Here is a 17284-nt window from a genome sequence, read left to right on the forward strand (position 1 = left end):
GCAACATCTCACGGATGCGCGCGGCAGGCATCGCCGCCGATGTGGTTGCCGCCTGGCACGGCCATACCGAGCGCATGACCCAGGCCGTCTATGGGCGTGTGACCGACGACCGCCTGACCGCAGCCGCGGACGTCTTCTCCTCAGCGGTAGGACAGATTTAGGACACAAGGCGTCCTGCGGCTCGATCCGGCTAACAAGTAAAACCCGCTCCGACACTGGTCAGAACGGGTTTTCAACGTGGAGCTAAGGGGATTCGAACCCCTGACCCCCACACTGCCAGTGTGGTGCGCTACCAGCTGCGCCATAGCCCCGTGAAGTTGTGCTGGTCGACGGTACACCACGTGTAGTTATGGTTCAAAGTCGCAGGTCACGGCACCTCGCCACCGGCCTCAGGGCCGAGCGGACGGGCCGGCGTCGGCGGCGCTCCCGGGGGCCTGTGGGTCTCCGGTGCGAACGTCCAGCCGACGGCGCCGATCAGCAGAATCACGCCGCTGACCACGAACGCCGACGAGAACGACAGGTACTGGGCGATCTGGCCGACCGCCAGCGAGCCGAGAATGGCGCCGAGGTCCGACATCATCTGGAACGTCGCCACGGCCGTCCCGCCCCTGGCCTTGCTGCCGATGATGTCGGCGACGGCGGCCTGCTGCGGCGAGATGAACATTCCGGTTGCCGCTCCGGTCACGAAGGCCGCAGCCAGGAACACCGGCAGCGAGGTCGTGAAGCCCACCAGCCCCGTGGACACGGCCGACACCGTCAGACCGCAGATGAGCAGGAGGCGCCTGCCGATTCGGTCGGACAGATAGCCACTGGGGATCACGGCGGACACGTTGCCCACCGCGAACGTGGCCAGTGCCAGCCCCGCCATGCCTGCGCCGCGACCCAGCACCTCGACCACGAACAACGGCACCAGCGCGATGCGCAGACCGAACGCCGTCCATCCGGTCGCGAAGTTCGAGAACAGAGCGGCGCGGTAGGCGGGGTTGCGCAGCGCCGTCCGCACCGAGATGGCGGGTTCGCTCTGCTCTTCGCGTGCGGCAAGTGACGAGTGCCGCAGCCGGATGAAGACCACCGCCGCGGCGATCAGCAGCGCGACCCCGTAGATGACGAACGGCATCTGCAACCCAAGGCCCACGGTCACACTGCCCAGCACTGGTCCACCCACGGAACCCACCAGGAACGCCGAGGAGAACATGCCCGCGACGCGACCGCGGGCATCCGCCGGTGAGATCCGGATCATCAGGCTCAGCGACGAGACGGTGAACATCGCCGAGCCGAGACCGCCGAGCGAGCGAAACACCAGCAGCTGCCAGTAGGTCTGGGCGAAGGCGCACGCCCCCGTGGAGACCGCGACGATGAGCAGACCGGTGAGGTAGATGCGGCGCTCCCCCAGTCGCTGCACCAACACCCCACTGGCAGGCGCGGCGCACAGCCGCATCAGGGCGAACGCGGCGATGACGAACGTCGCGGCGCTGATGGTGACCCCGAAGTTGCGCGCGTACTGCGGCAGCACGGGTGCGACGACGCCGTAGCCGAGCGCGATGACCACGTTCGCCGTGATGAGCACCCAGACTTCACTGGGCAGGCGGTCCTTGGGCTGTGTCGCTCCCCGGGTCGCTTCGCTCCTGCCCTCCGAAGCCGAACAGTCACCCTCCGCGACGGAACTCACGCTATGACTGTATTCACCACGTCTCTAGCCGCTTCCTGCACCTCCGCGAGGTGCTCGGGTCCCTTGAACGACTCCGCGTAGATCTTGTAGACGTCCTCGGTGCCCGACGGCCGCGCGGCGAACCACGCGTTCTCCGTCGTCACCTTGAGCCCGCCCAGGGGCGCGCCGTTGCCCGGCGCCGTCGTCAGCTTCGCGGTGATCGGCTCCCCCGCCAACTCGGTCGCGGTCACCTGCTCCGCCGAGAGCTTGGCCAGCCGCGCCTTCTGCTCCCGATTCGCGGGTGCGTCGACGCGCGCATACGTTGGCGCGCCGTACTTCTCGGCCAGCGCCTCGTACCGCTGCGACGGCGTCGACCCGGTCACCGCCAGGATCTCCGACGCCAGCAGGGCCAGGATGATGCCGTCCTTGTCCGTGGTCCACACCGAACCGTCCGTACGCAGGAAGGACGCCCCTGCGCTCTCCTCCCCGCCGAAACCGATTGTGCCGCTAATCAACCCGTCGACGAACCACTTGAACCCGACGGGCACCTCGATCAGCTTGCGACCCAGCCCGGCCACCACTCGGTCGATGATCGAGCTGCTCACCGCCGTCTTGCCCACCGCCGTGGACCCTGGCCACGACGGCCGGTGGGTGTACAGGTAGTCGATCGCCACCGCCAGATAGTGGTTGGGGTTGAGCAGACCGCCGTCGGGGGTCACGATCCCATGCCGGTCGGAGTCGGCGTCGTTGCCGGTCGCGATCTGGAAATTCCCGATCTTGGCGGTCAGCGACGCCATCACGTTCGGCGAACTGCAGTCCATCCGGATCTTGCCGTCGGTGTCCAGCGTCATGAACCGCCACGTCGCATCGACGAGGGGGTTCACTACGGTCAGGTCCAGCCCGTGTCGCTCGGCGATCGCGCCCCAGTAATCGACGCTGGCACCGCCGAGCGGATCGGCGCCGATCCGGATTCCCTCGGCGCGGATCGCGTGCACGTCGACGACGTTCGGCAGGTCCTCGATGTAGGCGTTGAGGTAGTCGTGCCGCTCGGCGGTCTGCAGCGCGCGCGCCAGCGGGATCCGCTTCACGTCGGCCAGGCTGCCGCGCAGGATCTCGTTGGCACGCTTGGCGATTGTCCCCGTCGCGTCGGTGTCGGCGGGGCCGCCGTTGGGCGGGTTGTACTTGAAGCCGCCGTCCCTGGGCGGGTTGTGCGACGGCGTGACGACGATGCCGTCGGACAGGTCGGTGTCACGGCCACGGTTGAACGCGAGGATGGCGTGGCTGACCGCCGGGGTCGGGGTGTACCGGTCGGCGGCGTCGATCATCGCAACCACGTCGTTGGCCGCAAGCACCTCCAGCGCCGAGACCCACGCAGGCTCGGACAACGCGTGGGTGTCGCGGCCGATGAACAGCGGGCCTGTCGTCCCCTGCGAGGCGCGGTACTCGACGATTGCCTGGGTGGTGGCCAGGATGTGCGCCTCGTTGAACGCCGCGTCGAGGCTGGACCCCCGATGCCCCGACGTCCCGAAGACGACCTGCTGATTGACGTCGTCCGGGTCGGGCACCACCGTGTAGTAGGCGGTGACCACTTGGGCCACGTCGATGAGGTCGTCTGGTTGCGCCAACTGTCCGGCGCGGGGATTGGCCGCCATGTTAGGAGATTCTGCTCCTGATGCAATCCCGGCGTCAGGCACTCGGAGACTAGCCACCATACTTTCGTCTTGTGTTCGGTCACGACAACCGTGAGTTGGCCGCCGTGTTCATTGGCGGCGCCGTCGGCACGCTTGCGCGCGCGGGGCTGGAGACGCTTGCCGCCGGCGATCCGGGTCGTTGGCCGTGGCCGACATTCGTGGTGAACATCATGGGCGCCTTCCTGCTCGGGTACTTCACCACGCGACTGCTCGAGAGGTTGCCGGTGTCGAGTTACCGGCGCCCGCTGCTGGGCACCGGGCTGTGCGGCGGGTTGACGACGTTCTCCACCATGCAGGTCGAGACCGTCCGGATGCTCGAACATCAGCATTACGGCCTGGCGATCGGCTATACCGCGGCCAGCATCGCCGCGGGCCTGCTCGCCGTCTACCTCGCCACCGTGCTGGTGCGCCGGGTGCGGATTCGGCGATGACGGCGGCGGTCTGGGCGGGTGTCTTCGTCATCGGCGGTTTCGGCGCGGTGCTGCGCTTCCTGGTCGATCGCGCGGTGTCGGCGCGGGTGGGCGGTCGGTTCCCGTTCGGCACGCTGGCGGTGAACCTGAGCGGCGCGTTGCTCCTGGGGCTGTTCGGCGGCCTGGCGTTCAGCCCGCACGTCGCACTCCTGGCGGGCACGGCGTTCGTCGGCTCGTACACGACCTTCTCCACGTGGATGCTGGAGACGCAGCGGCTGGCCGAGGAGCGGCAGTTGTTCGGGGCCCTCGCGAACGTCGTGGTCAGTGTGATCCTCGGGCTGACCGCGGCGTGGCTCGGACTGTGGATCGGGAGCGCGCTATGAGCGACGACATCCTCAAGCTCACCAGCTACTTCGCTGAACGACAGCGCCACGGGAAACGCTTCGTCTCCGACGAGTTGCTCGACCTCTACGCCGAGAACTCGGTGGCGACCAGCGTGGTCCTGCGCGGCATGGCCGGATTCGGCCCGCGACACGAGCTGCGTAGCGACCAGTCGCTGAGCATGTCGGAGAACCTCCCCGTCGCCATCGCCGCGGTCGACACCGCCGAGAAGATGGCTGGGCTGGCCGAGCGCGCGGTCGGGCTGATGAACCGCGGGCTCGTCACCCTTGAACGTGCTCGTCTCGCCGGACCGTCGACACCGGTGATACCCGAGACCGCCAAGCTCACCGTCTACGTCGGACGCCAAGAGCGAGTATCCGGGCGCCCCGCCCATCGCACGGTGTGCGACCTGTTGTATCACCACGGATTTGCCAGTGCCGCAGTGTTTCTCGGCGTCGACGGTACGACCCGCGGACAACGGCACCGCGCGCACTTCTTCAGTCGCAACGCCACCGTACCCGTGATGATCATCGCCGTTGGCGCCGGCGCACGAGTAGCCGAGGTGTTGCCACAGCTCAAGCTCGTGCTGCGCGATCCGCTGGTGACGGTCGAGCGCGCCCAGCTGTGCAAGCGGGATGGGCAACTGCTGACCCGACCCGCGGCATTGCCGGCCACCGACGGCGACGGTCGGGCGCTCTGGCAGAAGCTGATGGTCTACACCTCGGAGGCCACTCTGGACGACGGCGAACCGATCCATCGTGCGATCGTTCGTCGGCTTCAAGGCACGCCCGAAAGTCGCGGGGTCACGGTGCTGCGCGGGGTCTGGGGCTTTCACGGCGACCACCCGCCACAGGGAGACAAGCTGATTCAGCTCGGACGCCAGGTGCCAGTGACGACGATCGTCGTCGACAGCCCTGAGCGCATCGCCGCGGCCTTCGACGTGATCGACGAGCTGACCACCCGCCACGGTGTCGTCACCGCCGAACGGGTGCCCGCGCTGGTGTCGATCGACGGCGGCGAACGACGCGGCGGCACCGCGCTCGGACGCTTCGATCCGTGACCCTTAGCACCATGAAGTAAGCCTAGCTACCTTTACTTGTGGTGACCAACTAAGGGTAGGTTTGCCTATCTACTCAGTCGACTTGGGTGCCCACTGCCCGCGGCCGCAGCCCATGACCGCCGTCGTGGAATCCTGGGAAGCGTGGACCGCGATCGCGTTGCCGAGCTCGTCCGGTGGGAGGACGCCGGAGCCACGTGGCAGGTGGTCGCGCGGACGGCCCGAGGTGTGACGATCGCGCTGATGCGGTGTGACGGCGGCGAGGAGGTCGACCGGTTCACCTCTGAGGATCCCCGCCTGCTGGCCTTCGTCGCCGGCCTCAAAGGACCGGGTTAACCGTCGATCTCCCCGGCGATCCCGCGTTCGATCCCGGCGCGCGTCGTGGCGGGCAGCACGATGACGCCGTCGAGTTCCCGCGCCGCCACCTCGTAGGCGTGCCCGCGTTCCTGCGGTGTCGCGCTGACGTCGGACGCCACCCGCAGCAGGCTATGCGCACGCGCGATCCGCTGCCGCGCCTCTCGCGAGAAGTCGCTGCGACGGCGGCGAATCGCCTCGGACTCAGCGGTGTTGAAGGCCGTCACGTAATCCTCGACGGCGCTCAGGTAGCGCTCGGCCGATGCTCTGTCGTCGACCAGGTCCTCGGCCTTCGCAGGCCGCAGGACGTCGGCGCGCAGCTTCGCCTTGTGGAAGCTCGTCATCAGCGGATCCTGCATGTCGGTCATGAGCGGGAAGTCGAGCAGCTTGGTGACGTCCAGCTCGTAGTCCAGCCAGCGCTCGTCGATGCGGGCGTGTTCGTCGAGGGTGCGGGTGATGGCCCGCCATTGCGCGGCGGGGGTCGTGGTGGTGCGATCCACTGGCGCGGCCGTCACGTCGTCGTAGGGCGTTGGCGATGAGTCGGCCGACTGCTGCGCGTACCGCTGCCATGCCCTGAACCCGGCGATGATGACCCCGACCAGCGGCACGAGGACGATCAGGAGCTCCGCGAGGCGGAATATCAATCCCACATGGCCAGGATGCCACCGCGGGGCCAATACCCGCGCCCGACCGACCGTCAGTGATACCGGCGTGGCGGCCATACCGGCGCGCCCAGCTCGCGTGACACGGCGCGGGCGGTGTCACGCAGCGCATCGATCGCATCGGGCGCCAGCGGCCAGCGTGCGGCAGGCACGACCAGTCCGATCGCTCCGGTGGCCTCGTCGGAGGAGTCGAAAACCGTTGCAGCCACTGCGCATTCACCCAGCACCGCTTCCTCGACCTCGGTGGCCATCCCGGTCGAGCGGGCCTGCTCGAGTTGACCGGCCAGCACGGCGGGATCGGTGACCGTCTCGCCGGTCATGCTGCGCAACTCGTCTGGTTTGTAGTCCGATCCGAACGCAAGCAGGGCCTTGCCAAGCGCGCTGGCGTGGGCGGGGATGACGATCCCGACCTCGGGCATCTGGCGGGTGCCGTCCGGACGCGGTTCGTGGGCGACCACCACGACCTCGTCGAAGAGCAGCACGCCGGTGCGCACCGCGCAGCCGGTCCGTCGCGCCAGTCCTTCGGTCCAGATCGCAACCCGCGAGCGCAGTTCGAGGGTGTCCAGGTACACGTTGCCCAGACGCAGCGTGGCCGGCCCGAGCCGGTAGCGACCCGAATCCAGCTCTTGGCCCACCATGCCGTGGGCCAACAGCGTGCGGACCAGCCCATGCACGGTGGACGGAGCCAGGTCGATCGCGGCGGCGATCTCACCCAGGCTCATCCGGCGACCGCCCTGCAGCACCGTGAGGATGCGCAGCGCGCGGTCAACGGCCTGGATCATCTGGTCCCGCCTCTCCTCGATCACGCGAAATCCGGTCTTGTGACCCTCGAAGCATAAGCGTATGGTCCAGATCACATTCGATAATGTCGAATGCTATCCGAGATAGTCGATCGACACTCAAGGGAGAGCAAGCATGGACGAGCCTTCGATCATCCAAAAACTCGCCGCCGAAGTGCTCGGTACGGCGTTCCTGGTGTTCATCGGCGTGGGGTCGGTCCCCGCGACGATCATCGTCAACGGTGATGCGCCCTTCACGATGGCCGACCTTGGCATGATCTCGTTCGCCTTCGCCACCGTGGTCGTGGCGACCGTGTACGCGCTCGGGCACATCTCCGGCAACCACATCAACCCCGCCGTCACCCTCGGGCTGGCCGTTACCGGCAAGTTCCCGTGGTCACGGGTGCCGGCCTACATGGCAGCCCAGGCCGTCGGTGCGGTCATCGGAGCGGCGGCCATCATCGGCGTACTCGGCACCGCCGCCCGCGACGCCGGCCTCGGGGTCGCCACGTATTCGGCAGACGTCAGTGCGGTACAGGCGTTCTTCGCCGAATTCGTGGGTACGTTCATTCTCGTGTTCACCGTGTTCGGCGTGATACACCGCAAGGCCTCCGCCGGCTTCGCAGGCGTCGCCATCGGCCTGGTCGTATTCGCCGCGATCATTCCGGTGGCACCCACCACCGGCGCCTCGATCAACCCGGCCCGCACGTTCGGGCCGATGCTCGTCCAACAGCTCGCAGGCGGCTCCGTCTCGTGGAACCAGCTGCCGGTCTACCTGGCCGCCGAGCTGCTTGCGGGCGTGCTCGCCGCGCTGGCCTACGTCGCGATCTCCCGCACCCGCGCCGACGCGGCCCCGGAGGCCGTACCCGCCCCCGCCGTCCAAACCACCGCTGCAGCCTGAGGAGCCGACCCGTGAAGAAACTCATCAACGATCCGGCCGACGTGATCAGCGAGGCATTGCGCGGGATGGCGATCGCCCACCCCGGGCTGCGCATCGACCACACCAACCGCATCATCTACCGCGGTGACGCGCCGGTCACCGGCAAGGTCGGGTTGATCTCCGGTGGCGGTTCCGGGCACGAGCCGCTGCACGGCGGATTCGTCGGACGCGGCATGCTCGACGCCGCCTGCGCCGGTGAGGTCTTCACCTCGCCGGTACCCGACCAGATGCTCGAAGCGACCAAGAACGTCGACGGTGGCGCCGGCGTGCTGCACATCGTGAAGAACTACACCGGCGACGTGATGAACTTCGAAATGGCCGCGGAACTGGCCGACGCCGAGGGCATCACGGTGGAATCGGTCCTCGTCGACGACGACGTCGCGGTGCAGGACAGCACCTTCACCGCGGGCAGGCGCGGCGTCGGTGCCACCGTGCTGGTCGAGAAGATCGCAGGCGCGGCGGCCGATCAGGGACGCGGCCTCGCGGACGTGGCCGACGTCGCCCGCCGGGCGAACGCGGCGTCGCGCAGCATGGGCGTCGCGCTGACCTCGTGCACGGTGCCCGCGGTCGGCCATCCCACGTTCGAGTTATCCGACACCGAAATCGAAGTCGGCGTCGGCATTCACGGCGAACCGGGCCGACAGCGCCTGCCCATGCAGCCCGCCCGCGCCGTCGCCGAGCTGATGCTCGATCCCGTCCTAACCGACCTCGACTTCTCCGGCGACGACGGGGTGATCCTCTTCGTCAACGGCATGGGCGCCACGCCGCTGATCGAGCTGTACGTCATGTACGCCGAGTACGCCGCGATGCTAGACAAGGCCGGCATCCGCATCGCCCGCTCATTGGTTGGGCCCTACATCACCAGCCTCGACATGGCCGGCTGCTCGGTGACGCTGTTGCGTGCCGACGACGAGATGCTCCGGCTGTGGGACCACCCGGTCAACACGGCCGCACTGCGGAGAGGATGCTGAATGACCCACCAGTCTGTCGATCTGGACACGCTAACCGCGTGGATCCGTGAATTCGCCAGGGCGATAGGCGAAAACGCGCAGTTGCTTAGCGACCTCGACGCGGCCATCGGCGACGCCGACCACGGCATCAACATGGAGCGCGGCATGACCGCGGTGCTCAGTGCTCTCGACGAGGCGGCACCCGCCGACATGTCCGCGCTGTGCAAACAGGTCGGCATGACGCTGGTGAAGTCGGTCGGCGGTGCGAGCGGACCGCTCTACGGCACGTTCTTCCTGCGCATGGCTCCGCCGTTGGGTACGTCGGACACCGTGGCCGCCACCGATTTCGCCAAGGCCCTCCGCGCCGGCGTCGAGGGCGTGGTGCAACGCGGGCGCGCCGAGTCCGGTGACAAGACCATGTACGACGCGCTCGCACCCGCACTCGACGCGCTCGACGCCGCCCTGGCCTCGGGCGCCGCGCTGTCGGCGGCCCTGTCGGACGCCGCCACCGCCGCCCAGAACGGCCGCGACGCAACCGAATCGATGGTTGCGCGCAAGGGCCGGGCCAGCTACCTCGGGCAGCGCAGTGTCGGTCACCAGGATCCGGGCGCCACGTCGTCGGCGATGCTGATGGCCGCCGCGGCAACCGCCTTCGCGGGCGGATGAGCACGATGCCCGTCGGCCTCGTCGTCGTGTCGCACAGCAGGGCACTGGCCAGGGCGGCAGTCGCACTCGCCCAGGAGATGCTGCACGGCAAGCAGATTCGCATCGGCGTTGCCGCCGGGTTGGACGAGACCACGTTCGGCACCGACGCGGCGGCGATCGTCGATGCGATCACTGCCGCCGACCATGGCGACGGTGTGGTGGTGCTGATGGACCTCGGCAGCGCAGTGCTGTCGGCCGAACTCGCCTGCGAACTGCTCGACGACGACGTCCGCGATCGGGTCCGGCTGTGCCCGGCTCCCCTAGTCGAAGGGCTGGTCGTGGCGGCGGTCGCCGCGGCGGGCGGAGCCTCGATCGACGAGGTCGCCGCCGAAGCCACCGGGGCACTGGCGGGAAAGATCGGCCACCTCGGGCACGCACCGGTGGCCGTGGTGGCCGACGAACCCGACGGCGGCGACGAGGTGACGGGCGCATTCGTCGTCGCCAATCCGCATGGCCTGCACGCACGGCCGGCCGCGCGGTTGGTGCAGGAGGTGCGCCGCCGCGACGCCCGCGCACGGATCCGCAACCGCAGCAACGACTCTGCGTGGGTGGACGCAGGCAGTCTGTCCAAGCTGGCCACGTTGGGGGTTCGGTGCGGCGACGAGGTCGAGGTGCGGGTCTCGGGCAGCCAGGCCGCCGAAACGCTGGACCACGTGCTGGCGCTGGCCGGACGCAACTTCGACGAGTCTCTGACCGCGTCCGCCGCGATCGCGGAACCGACTGTGGCGCATGTCCCGATCGGCGCCGGACCCGGCCTGGGAATCGGGCCGGCACGCTCGGCACGACTGGGCCCGATCGAGGTACCCGACGTACCCGCCGAGGAACCCGCGGCCGAATGGCGTCGGCTGAGCAAGGCGATCGCCACGGTGCGACGCACCATCAGCCAGTTGCGCACCAGAACCGCCCGCGAGGTCGGCGAGGCCGAAGCATCGATCTTCGACGCCCACCAACTGCTGCTCGATGACGACGCGTTGCTCACCGTCGTGCGGGAACGCATCGACGGGGGCATGTCCGCCCCTGCGGCTTGGTCGGCGGCCGTTCGGGAGCTGGCCGCCGAGTTCGCCAACATGCCCGACCCGTATCTGCGGGCCAGAGCAGAGGACGTCAATGCGGTCGGCGAGCAGGTACTGCGCGCGATGCTCGGCACCGCGACGACGACGTCGCCCTTCGCGGGGGTGCTGATCGCGACCGACCTGACCCCGGCCGAAGCTGCGGAACTGGACCCCAAGCAGGTGGCCGCCGTGCTACTGGCGTTCGGCAGCCCACACGCACACAACGTGATCCTGCTGCGAGCCAAGGGAATTCCGGTGATCGTCGGCGGAGGCTCCACCGTGCTGGCGATTCCCGACGGCACCATTGTCGCGGTGGACGGAGCCCGCGGTGAGTTCGTCGTCGACCCGCCGCCGAAGGTGCGGGCCGACTTCGCGGCCCGGGTCGCTGCGCTCGCGCAGCGTCAACGCGACGCGCAAGCGCACGCTGCCGAGCCGGCGGTGACCCGCGACGGAGTGACCGTCGCGGTCGGCGCCAACATCGGCTCGGTCGACGACGCGCGGGCGGCGGCGGCGCAGGGTGCCGACAACGCCGGCCTGGTGCGCACCGAGTTTCTCTTCCTCGGCCGCCAGGACGCCCCCGACGTCGAGGAGCAGTTCGCGGTCTACCGCAAGATCGCCGAATCGCTGGACGGACGCCGGATCACCCTGCGCACGCTCGACGTCGGCGGAGACAAGCCGCTGGAGTTCCTGCCCACACCCGCCGAGGCGAACCCGTTCCTCGGGGTGCGTGGCATCCGACTGTCGCTGGCTCATCCGGACCTGCTGGCCGACCAGCTGCTGGCGATGGTGCGGCTGGCCGAGCAGACCCCGGTCAGCGTGATGTTCCCGATGATCAGCACACTCGACGAACTGTTCGCCGGGCGCCGGCTGCTGGACGAGGCGATCGCGCGCAGCGGTCGAAACCGGCCGGCGGGCCTGCAGGTCGGCATGATGGTCGAGGTCCCCGCGGCGGCACTCAAGGCCGCGGCGTTCGCGCGGCACGTCGACTTCTTCTCCATCGGCACCAATGACCTCACCCAGTACGCGCTGGCGGCCGATCGCAACAACGATGCCGTCGCCACCATCGGCGACGCGTTCGATCCTGGGCTCTTGGCGTTGGTGCGGGCCACCTGCCAGGGCGCTACGGGACGCGCGACGGTGTCGGTGTGCGGTGAGTTCGCCGCCGATGGGCGCGCCGTCCCGCTGCTGCTGGGGATGGGCGTCGACGCGCTGTCCGTCACGCCGCCTGCGATACCGGCGACCAAGGAGGCCGCGCGCGCCGTGGACACCGGCGAGGCGCGCCGGCTGGCCGAAGAGGTGCTGTCGGCAGATGGCGCGGCCGCCGTGCGGGAACGATTGGGCTGACGTCGGCTGCGGCATCACCCTGCACAGTGCGTCCAGCGCGCCCCAACGGGCATCATCACGGTGGTCGATGATTGATCCGCTCGCGCCGATCACCCCCTGAAAGCGACCGAACGCCATGAAGATCTGTGTTTTCCTGTCCGCCGCCGACCTCGACGAGCGCTACACCCGGCCGGCCCGTGAGTTCGCCGAGGCCATCGGCAAGGGCGGCCACACCCTGGTGTGGGGCGGGTCCGACACCGGGCTGATGAAGGTCGTCGCCGACGGAGTCCAGGAGACCGGAGGGCGGCTCGTCGGAGTCTCGGTCGAGCTCTTCCGGGAGATGGCCAGGGCGGACGCCGACGAGATGGTGTTCGCCAAGGATCTCGCCGAACGCAAGGCGCTGTTGATTGCAGCGTCGGATGCGGTGGTCGTGATGGTCGGCGGCCTCGGCACCTTGGACGAGGCGACCGAGATCCTCGAGCTCAGGAAGCACAAGCTTCACGAGAAGCCGGTCGTACTGCTGAACACGGCAGGCTTCTACGACGGGTTGACCACCCAGCTCCGGCGGATGGACGACGACGGATTCCTGCCGGTGCGCTTGGCCGAACTGGTCTACTTCGCCGACGACGGCGCCGATGTCCTAGCCCATCTCGAAGAGGTGGTCTAGCGCGCGGGGATCTCGGCTGCGTCCCGCGTGCGTCGTCGCGTGCCGCCCCAGAGTCCGACGGCGACACCGACGATCGCGCCGCCGAGGCCGACGAGCTGCTGTGAGCGCGTCAACTCGTTGTGCACGCGCAGCCCGCCGAGCAGGTCGGCCGCGTCGGCCCCACCGGATGCGAGGAACCAGCCGCGGGTGTCCCGGCCGCGCAACGCCGTCGCGATCAGCAGTCCGCCGATCAAGGCGTCGCGGTAACCCATCGAGTGCAGGAGCAACTTCGTCTGTCCCACCGCTTCCTCCCGGGTGCCCCAGAGCCGGTCCGCCCGGGTTGGGTCGACGAGGAAGGAGATACCCGAGGCGAACCGGATGCTGCCCGCCGCGAGCGCGGCACGATCGATCGACATGGCCGCAGCCTAAGGCGTGTGTGCGCGATGGAAGGTCGGTTCGAGCACCCACGCCCCGTGGCGCAGCACACCCGTGACGGCGAGCTCTGCGTCCAGCACCACCAAGTCGGCGCTCGCCCCTTCGACGAGCCCCGCAGACGGCAGACCCAACGCCCGTGCGGGATTGAGCGACGCCTGACCCGCAGCTTGCAGCAGGGCCTCGTCGCGGGGCAGCCCAGCGTGGGTGACGGCGAATCCGAAAACCCGGTCCATCGTCGCGGTGCTGCCTGCGATGGTGTCGGTTCCGGACACCCGCGCCACCCCGCCGACGACGTCCACTGCCAACGGCCCGAGGTGATACACCCCGTCGGCCATTCCGGTCGCCGCCATCGCATCGGTCACCAGCGACACCCGGTCGGGTCCCGCGCTGCGGGTGACGTGTCGATAGATCGCGGGATCGACGTGCACGCCATCGGTGATGAGTTCGACGGTCACCCTGGGTTCTTCGAGGAGCGCAATGACCGGACCGGGCTCGCGGCGATCGATCGGACGCATCGCGTTGAACAGGTGTGTGCCCACCGTTGCGCCAGCGTCGATCGCCGCCAGGGTCTGCTCATAGGTGGCTTCGGTGTGCCCGACGGCCACCACCACACCCGCGTCGACGATCTGCCGGATCGCCGCGAGGGCGCCGTCGCGTTCCGGCGCGATCGTGACCATGCGAATGGTCCCATCGCCCGCGTCGAGAACACGGTCGATCTCGCCGGGATCCGGGTCGCGCATCAGGGACGGCTGGTGGGCACCGGACCGCTTGGTGGATAGCCACGGCCCCTCCAGATGGATCCCGTCGAGCAAGCCGGAACGTACGTCTCCGGCCAATTCCCCGACCTGGCGCAGCAATTCGGCCCGGCCTGCGGTGACCAGCGAGGCGACCATCGCGGTGGTGCCGTACCTGCGGTGCAGTGCCACGGCGGTCGACGTCTCGGCGGTCGACGCGGTGGAGAAATTCGCCCCGCCTCCGCCGTGCAGATGGGTGTCGACGAAGCCCGGCACCACCGTCGCCGCGCCAAGATCGCGGTCCGCGGGCCTGGGTGCAGCGCCCGCACCGACCGCATGAACGGTCTCTTCGGACACCTCAATCCACCCGGGTCGCAACAGTTCTCGGCCCGTGAGCAGGGTGTCAGCAGTGATCAACATGGTGTCACCTCAGATGCTCTGCCAGTCCGGCTTGGAGCGGTACGTCTCCCGGTAGTAGTCGACGAGCTGAAGCCGGCGGGCCGCGGCGTCGTCGAGCAGTACCGTCACATGCGGGTGGTGCTGCAGGATGGTCGCCGGCCACAACGCGCTGACCGGGCCCTCGACCAGGTGGTGCACGGCTTCGGCCTTGCGGCGACCGGTCGCCACCAGGATCACGTGCCGTGCCTCCATGATGGTCGCCAGACCCTGGGTCAGGCAGTGCGTGGGCACCGATTCGACGTCGCCGCCGAAGAAGCGGGCGTTGTCGATCCGCGTCTGCCTGGTCAGCGTCTTGATCCGGGTCCGCGACGCCAGCGAGGATCCCGGCTCGTTGAACGCGATGTGCCCGTCGGTGCCGATCCCGAGGATCTGGAGATCGACGCCGCCCGCGCCGCGAATCGCGTTCTCGTAGGCCGCACATGCGGCCGGGATGTCGGCGGCCAGGCCGTCGGGACCCTGCACTGCGCCTGGCGCGAAGTCGACCCGGGACACGAATACGGTGTCGATGACGGTGCGGTACCGCTCGGGATGGTCGGCGGGCAGGCCGACGTACTCATCGAGGGTGAAGCCGCGGGCGTTGGCGAAGGAGATCGACCCGGCATCGCAGCGCGCCGCCAGTGCGTCGTAGACCGCCAGCGGCGACGACCCGGTCGCGAGGCCAAGGACCGCGGCCGGTTTGCGCCCGAGCAGCGCGCCGATCGCGTCGGCGGCGATTCCGCCGATCTCCTCGGCGTCTGCCAGGATGACGACTTCCATTTACTTGTTGGCAGTGAAAAGGCCTGCGCCTGAAGCGATGTCCGCACCCACGGTGACCGCATCGGACGGAACGACGTTCCCGGATTCACGTTCGTCCATGACCACAACCGGGACGATGGGATTGAGCCCCTTGGCCTCGATCGCCGGGACGTCGTAGGTGATGATCAGCTGACCCGCGGTGACGTCGTCGCCCTGGCTGACGTGCGCCGTGAAACCCTCGCCCTTCAACGCGACGGTGTCAAGGCCCAGGTGGACCAGAACGCCCACGTTGTCCGGGGTCATGACGACGTACGCATGCGGCATCAACCTCAGGAGCTTGCCGCTGACCGGGGCGACCGCGTCGACCACCCCGCGCGGGGGGTCGATGGCAGCACCGTAGCCCACCATGCCCTGGGAGAACACGGGGTCGGGGACGTCCTGAAGCAGAACCGCCCGCCCTGCGACGGGGGCGAGAACTTGCGTCGTGTTCACGATCAGTGACTCCCTGCTTGAAAGACGATTTCGTCCGGTCTTCTCCGAGCCGTGCGCACCAACAATACGAGCGTGCCGGCAAGAGGGTCTCACGTTCACGCGTTCTCGTCTAAGCTTCCGCAGAGCTTCCACGGCGGGCGACGTTCTGCGGCAGAGGAGAGGCACCAGAAATGAGCGATACCACGAAACCGCAAGGAACGCAGGCCAAGTCGGGCTTGCGCATTCCCGGCTTCGCACAATTGCAGCGGCTGGGCAAGAGCCTCATGCTGCCGATCGCCGTGCTGCCCGCGGCGGGAATCCTGCTCCGGCTGGGCCAGCCCGACCTACTGGGCGGCATCAAGGCCCCGGTGATCGGCCCGTTCTTCCAGGCGATGAGCGCGGCCGGCGGCGCCATCTTCGATAATCTTGCGCTGCTGTTCGCCGTCGGCGTCGCGATCGGATTCGCCAAGAGGGCCGACGGTTCGACCGCGCTAGCCGCCGTCGTCGGCTACCTAGTGGTGCAAGCCGTGTTCAAGACGATGTCGCCGATCGTGCTCGCCGGCGAGGTCGACAAGAACGGCGACCAGGCCCTGATTAACTACAGCGTGCTCGCCGGAATCTTCGTCGGGTTGCTGACTGCGTGGCTCTTCGACCGATATCACACCATTCAATTGCCCTCGTACCTCGGATTCTTCGGGGGCAGGCGCTTCGTCCCGATCGTGGTGTCGGTGGCTTGTCTGTTCCTCGGGTTCGCGATGAGCTACTTCTATCCGATCTTCGACTCCGGGCTGACCGGCCTCGGCAAGTTCATCGGCGGAAGCGGAGCATTAGGCGCTTTCATTTATGGGTTCGCCAACCGGATGCTGATCCCGCTCGGCCTGCACCACATCCCCAACTCCTACATCTGGTTCCTCTACGGGGACTACCAACCCCCGGAAGGCGGAAAGGTCGTCACCGGAGAACTGACCCGATTCGCCGCAGGCGACCCGTCCGCTGGGCTCCTGACGTCCGGGTTCTACCCCATCCTGATGTTCGGGCTACCCGCCGCCGCGCTTGCCATGATCCATGTGGCGAACAAGAAGCAGCGCAGGATCGCGGTCGGCATCCTGTCGGCAGCGGCGCTGACGGCGTTCCTCACCGGCGTGACCGAACCACTCGAATTCGCGTTCATGTTCGTCGCGTTCCCGCTGTATGTCATCCACGCGCTGCTGACGGGTCTATCCCTGGCCATCGCCTACCTGCTCGACATACACCTGGGCTTCTCGTTCTCCGCCGGGCTGATCGACCTCATTCTGTGGAGCGGAGCGCCGGCGGCAAAGAACATCTGGCTGCTCATCGGAATGGGCGCCGTGTTCGCCGTCCTCTACTACGTGCTGTTTCGGTTCGCCATCACGAAGTGGAACATGCGCACGCCCGGCCGGGAACCCGAGGAAGAGTTCGAGGCCGAGGAGGCAGCGAATCTCACTGCCGGTACCGATGCCGTCACCTCCACGGCGGCGGGCGGATCCGCCGTCCCGACCGCGACGGTGACCGCACCCGGCGCCGTCGCGGCCGACAGCAAGGCCGAGCAGATCATCGCGGCATTCGGTGGCCGGGAGAACCTGGTGAACGTCGATGCGTGCATCACGCGCCTGCGCATGGAGGTCGCCGATACGAGCAAGGTGGATCAGGCTCGCCTGAAGAGTCTCGGAGCCGCGGGTGTCATCGAGGTCGGCAACAGCGTCCAAGCGGTGTTCGGCACTCAGGCCGAGGCCCTGAAGAACGACATCATCGACATCCTTTAATTGCGTTCGGGGCGAGCGAAGCGACGGGAGAGGCAGCGGCTTGCAGCTACCCGGTAGGGCACCTGCCC

General features: G+C 68.3%; 18 protein-coding genes and 1 tRNA gene. 10 read left to right on the forward strand and 9 right to left on the reverse strand.

Annotated features, from left to right (window positions below; translation table 11 throughout):
• Positions 1-238 precede the first annotated feature (238 nt).
• The 3 genes from QOC69_RS18260 to pgm form a co-directional block, all read right to left on the reverse strand.
• Positions 239-311, reverse strand: a tRNA-Ala gene (locus QOC69_RS18260).
• A 56-nt stretch (positions 312-367) separates the two neighbouring features.
• Entirely contained in the window at positions 368-1669 is a 1302-nt protein-coding gene (locus QOC69_RS18265; RefSeq protein WP_526442093.1) for an MFS transporter, read from the reverse strand.
• The gene (pgm, locus tag QOC69_RS18270; protein WP_526442095.1) at positions 1666-3300 is read right to left on the reverse strand and encodes a phosphoglucomutase (alpha-D-glucose-1,6-bisphosphate-dependent); all 1635 of its coding nucleotides are present in this window, start codon (positions 3298-3300) and stop codon (positions 1666-1668) included. The genes QOC69_RS18265 and pgm overlap by 4 nt, the downstream gene beginning before the upstream one ends.
• A gap of 71 nt (positions 3301-3371) precedes the next feature.
• Between pgm and crcB (QOC69_RS18275) the strand changes: the two genes are divergently transcribed.
• The 4 genes from crcB (QOC69_RS18275) to QOC69_RS18290 all read left to right on the forward strand — a co-directional run bounded on the left by crcB (QOC69_RS18275) (position 3372) and on the right by QOC69_RS18290 (position 5523).
• A complete protein-coding gene (crcB, locus tag QOC69_RS18275; protein WP_526442097.1) occupies positions 3372-3770 on the forward strand; it encodes a fluoride efflux transporter CrcB in 399 nt (132 codons plus the stop codon).
• On the forward strand, positions 3767-4132 hold the full coding sequence (gene crcB, locus QOC69_RS18280) for a fluoride efflux transporter CrcB (protein ID WP_526442099.1): 366 nt from the start codon (positions 3767-3769) through the stop codon (positions 4130-4132). Before crcB (QOC69_RS18275) ends, crcB (QOC69_RS18280) begins: the two co-directional genes overlap by 4 nt.
• Positions 4129-5190, forward strand: coding sequence for a DUF190 domain-containing protein (locus QOC69_RS18285; protein ID WP_526442101.1), 1062 nt, complete (start codon positions 4129-4131; stop codon positions 5188-5190). Before crcB (QOC69_RS18280) ends, QOC69_RS18285 begins: the two co-directional genes overlap by 4 nt.
• Before the next feature lie 141 nt (positions 5191-5331).
• The gene (locus tag QOC69_RS18290; RefSeq protein WP_526442103.1) at positions 5332-5523 is read left to right on the forward strand and encodes a hypothetical protein; all 192 of its coding nucleotides are present in this window, start codon (positions 5332-5334) and stop codon (positions 5521-5523) included.
• Here the strand turns inward: QOC69_RS18290 and QOC69_RS18295 are convergent.
• Both QOC69_RS18295 and QOC69_RS18300 read right to left on the reverse strand, forming a co-directional pair.
• A complete protein-coding gene (locus tag QOC69_RS18295) occupies positions 5520-6191 on the reverse strand; it encodes a hypothetical protein (protein ID WP_526442105.1) in 672 nt (223 codons plus the stop codon). The genes QOC69_RS18290 and QOC69_RS18295 overlap by 4 nt on opposite strands.
• A gap of 47 nt (positions 6192-6238) precedes the next feature.
• Positions 6239-6985, reverse strand: a complete 747-nt coding sequence (locus QOC69_RS18300) for an IclR family transcriptional regulator (RefSeq protein WP_526442107.1) — start codon at positions 6983-6985, stop codon at positions 6239-6241.
• A 133-nt stretch (positions 6986-7118) separates the two neighbouring features.
• Between QOC69_RS18300 and QOC69_RS18305 the strand changes: the two genes are divergently transcribed.
• From QOC69_RS18305 to QOC69_RS18325, 5 genes are all read left to right on the forward strand, one after another.
• Entirely contained in the window at positions 7119-7883 is a 765-nt protein-coding gene (locus QOC69_RS18305) for an MIP/aquaporin family protein (RefSeq protein WP_526442109.1), read from the forward strand.
• A gap of 11 nt (positions 7884-7894) precedes the next feature.
• The gene (gene dhaK / locus QOC69_RS18310; protein ID WP_526442111.1) at positions 7895-8893 is read left to right on the forward strand and encodes a dihydroxyacetone kinase subunit DhaK; all 999 of its coding nucleotides are present in this window, start codon (positions 7895-7897) and stop codon (positions 8891-8893) included.
• Positions 8894-9538 carry a dihydroxyacetone kinase subunit DhaL gene (gene dhaL, locus QOC69_RS18315; RefSeq protein ID WP_526442113.1) on the forward strand — a complete coding sequence of 215 codons (645 nt, stop codon included), beginning with the start codon at positions 8894-8896 and terminating at the stop codon, positions 9536-9538.
• Positions 9535-11973 (forward strand): phosphoenolpyruvate--protein phosphotransferase, encoded by a 2439-nt coding sequence (gene ptsP / locus QOC69_RS18320; RefSeq protein ID WP_526442115.1) that lies wholly within the window; start codon positions 9535-9537, stop codon positions 11971-11973. The genes dhaL and ptsP overlap by 4 nt, the downstream gene beginning before the upstream one ends.
• A gap of 115 nt (positions 11974-12088) precedes the next feature.
• The gene (locus tag QOC69_RS18325) at positions 12089-12619 is read left to right on the forward strand and encodes an LOG family protein (protein WP_526442117.1); all 531 of its coding nucleotides are present in this window, start codon (positions 12089-12091) and stop codon (positions 12617-12619) included.
• On the opposite strand, the gene QOC69_RS18330 is transcribed toward QOC69_RS18325, so the two are convergent.
• From QOC69_RS18330 to QOC69_RS18345, 4 genes are read right to left on the reverse strand one after another with little or no spacing between them, the layout of a single operon-like run.
• Positions 12616-13014, reverse strand: a complete 399-nt coding sequence (locus QOC69_RS18330; protein ID WP_526442119.1) for a DUF4267 domain-containing protein — start codon at positions 13012-13014, stop codon at positions 12616-12618. The two genes, QOC69_RS18325 and QOC69_RS18330, sit on opposite strands and share 4 nt — an antisense overlap.
• A gap of 9 nt (positions 13015-13023) precedes the next feature.
• Entirely contained in the window at positions 13024-14187 is a 1164-nt protein-coding gene (gene nagA / locus QOC69_RS18335; RefSeq protein ID WP_526442121.1) for an N-acetylglucosamine-6-phosphate deacetylase, read from the reverse strand.
• Positions 14188-14196: 9 nt separating this feature from the next.
• Positions 14197-14982, reverse strand: a complete 786-nt coding sequence (gene nagB, locus QOC69_RS18340) for a glucosamine-6-phosphate deaminase (protein WP_526442123.1) — start codon at positions 14980-14982, stop codon at positions 14197-14199.
• Complete coding sequence (locus QOC69_RS18345) at positions 14983-15453, reverse strand: PTS sugar transporter subunit IIA (RefSeq protein ID WP_526442125.1); 471 nt, start codon at positions 15451-15453, stop codon at positions 14983-14985.
• Between the two features lie 170 nt (positions 15454-15623).
• Here QOC69_RS18345 and QOC69_RS18350 point away from each other — a divergent pair, with 170 nt between their 5' ends.
• On the forward strand, positions 15624-17216 hold the full coding sequence (locus QOC69_RS18350; protein WP_526442127.1) for a PTS transporter subunit EIIC: 1593 nt from the start codon (positions 15624-15626) through the stop codon (positions 17214-17216).
• Positions 17217-17284: the final 68 nt, after the last annotated feature.

The organism is Mycobacterium sp. (assembly GCF_032162105.1).
Lineage (GTDB): Bacteria > Actinomycetota > Actinomycetes > Mycobacteriales > Mycobacteriaceae > Mycobacterium.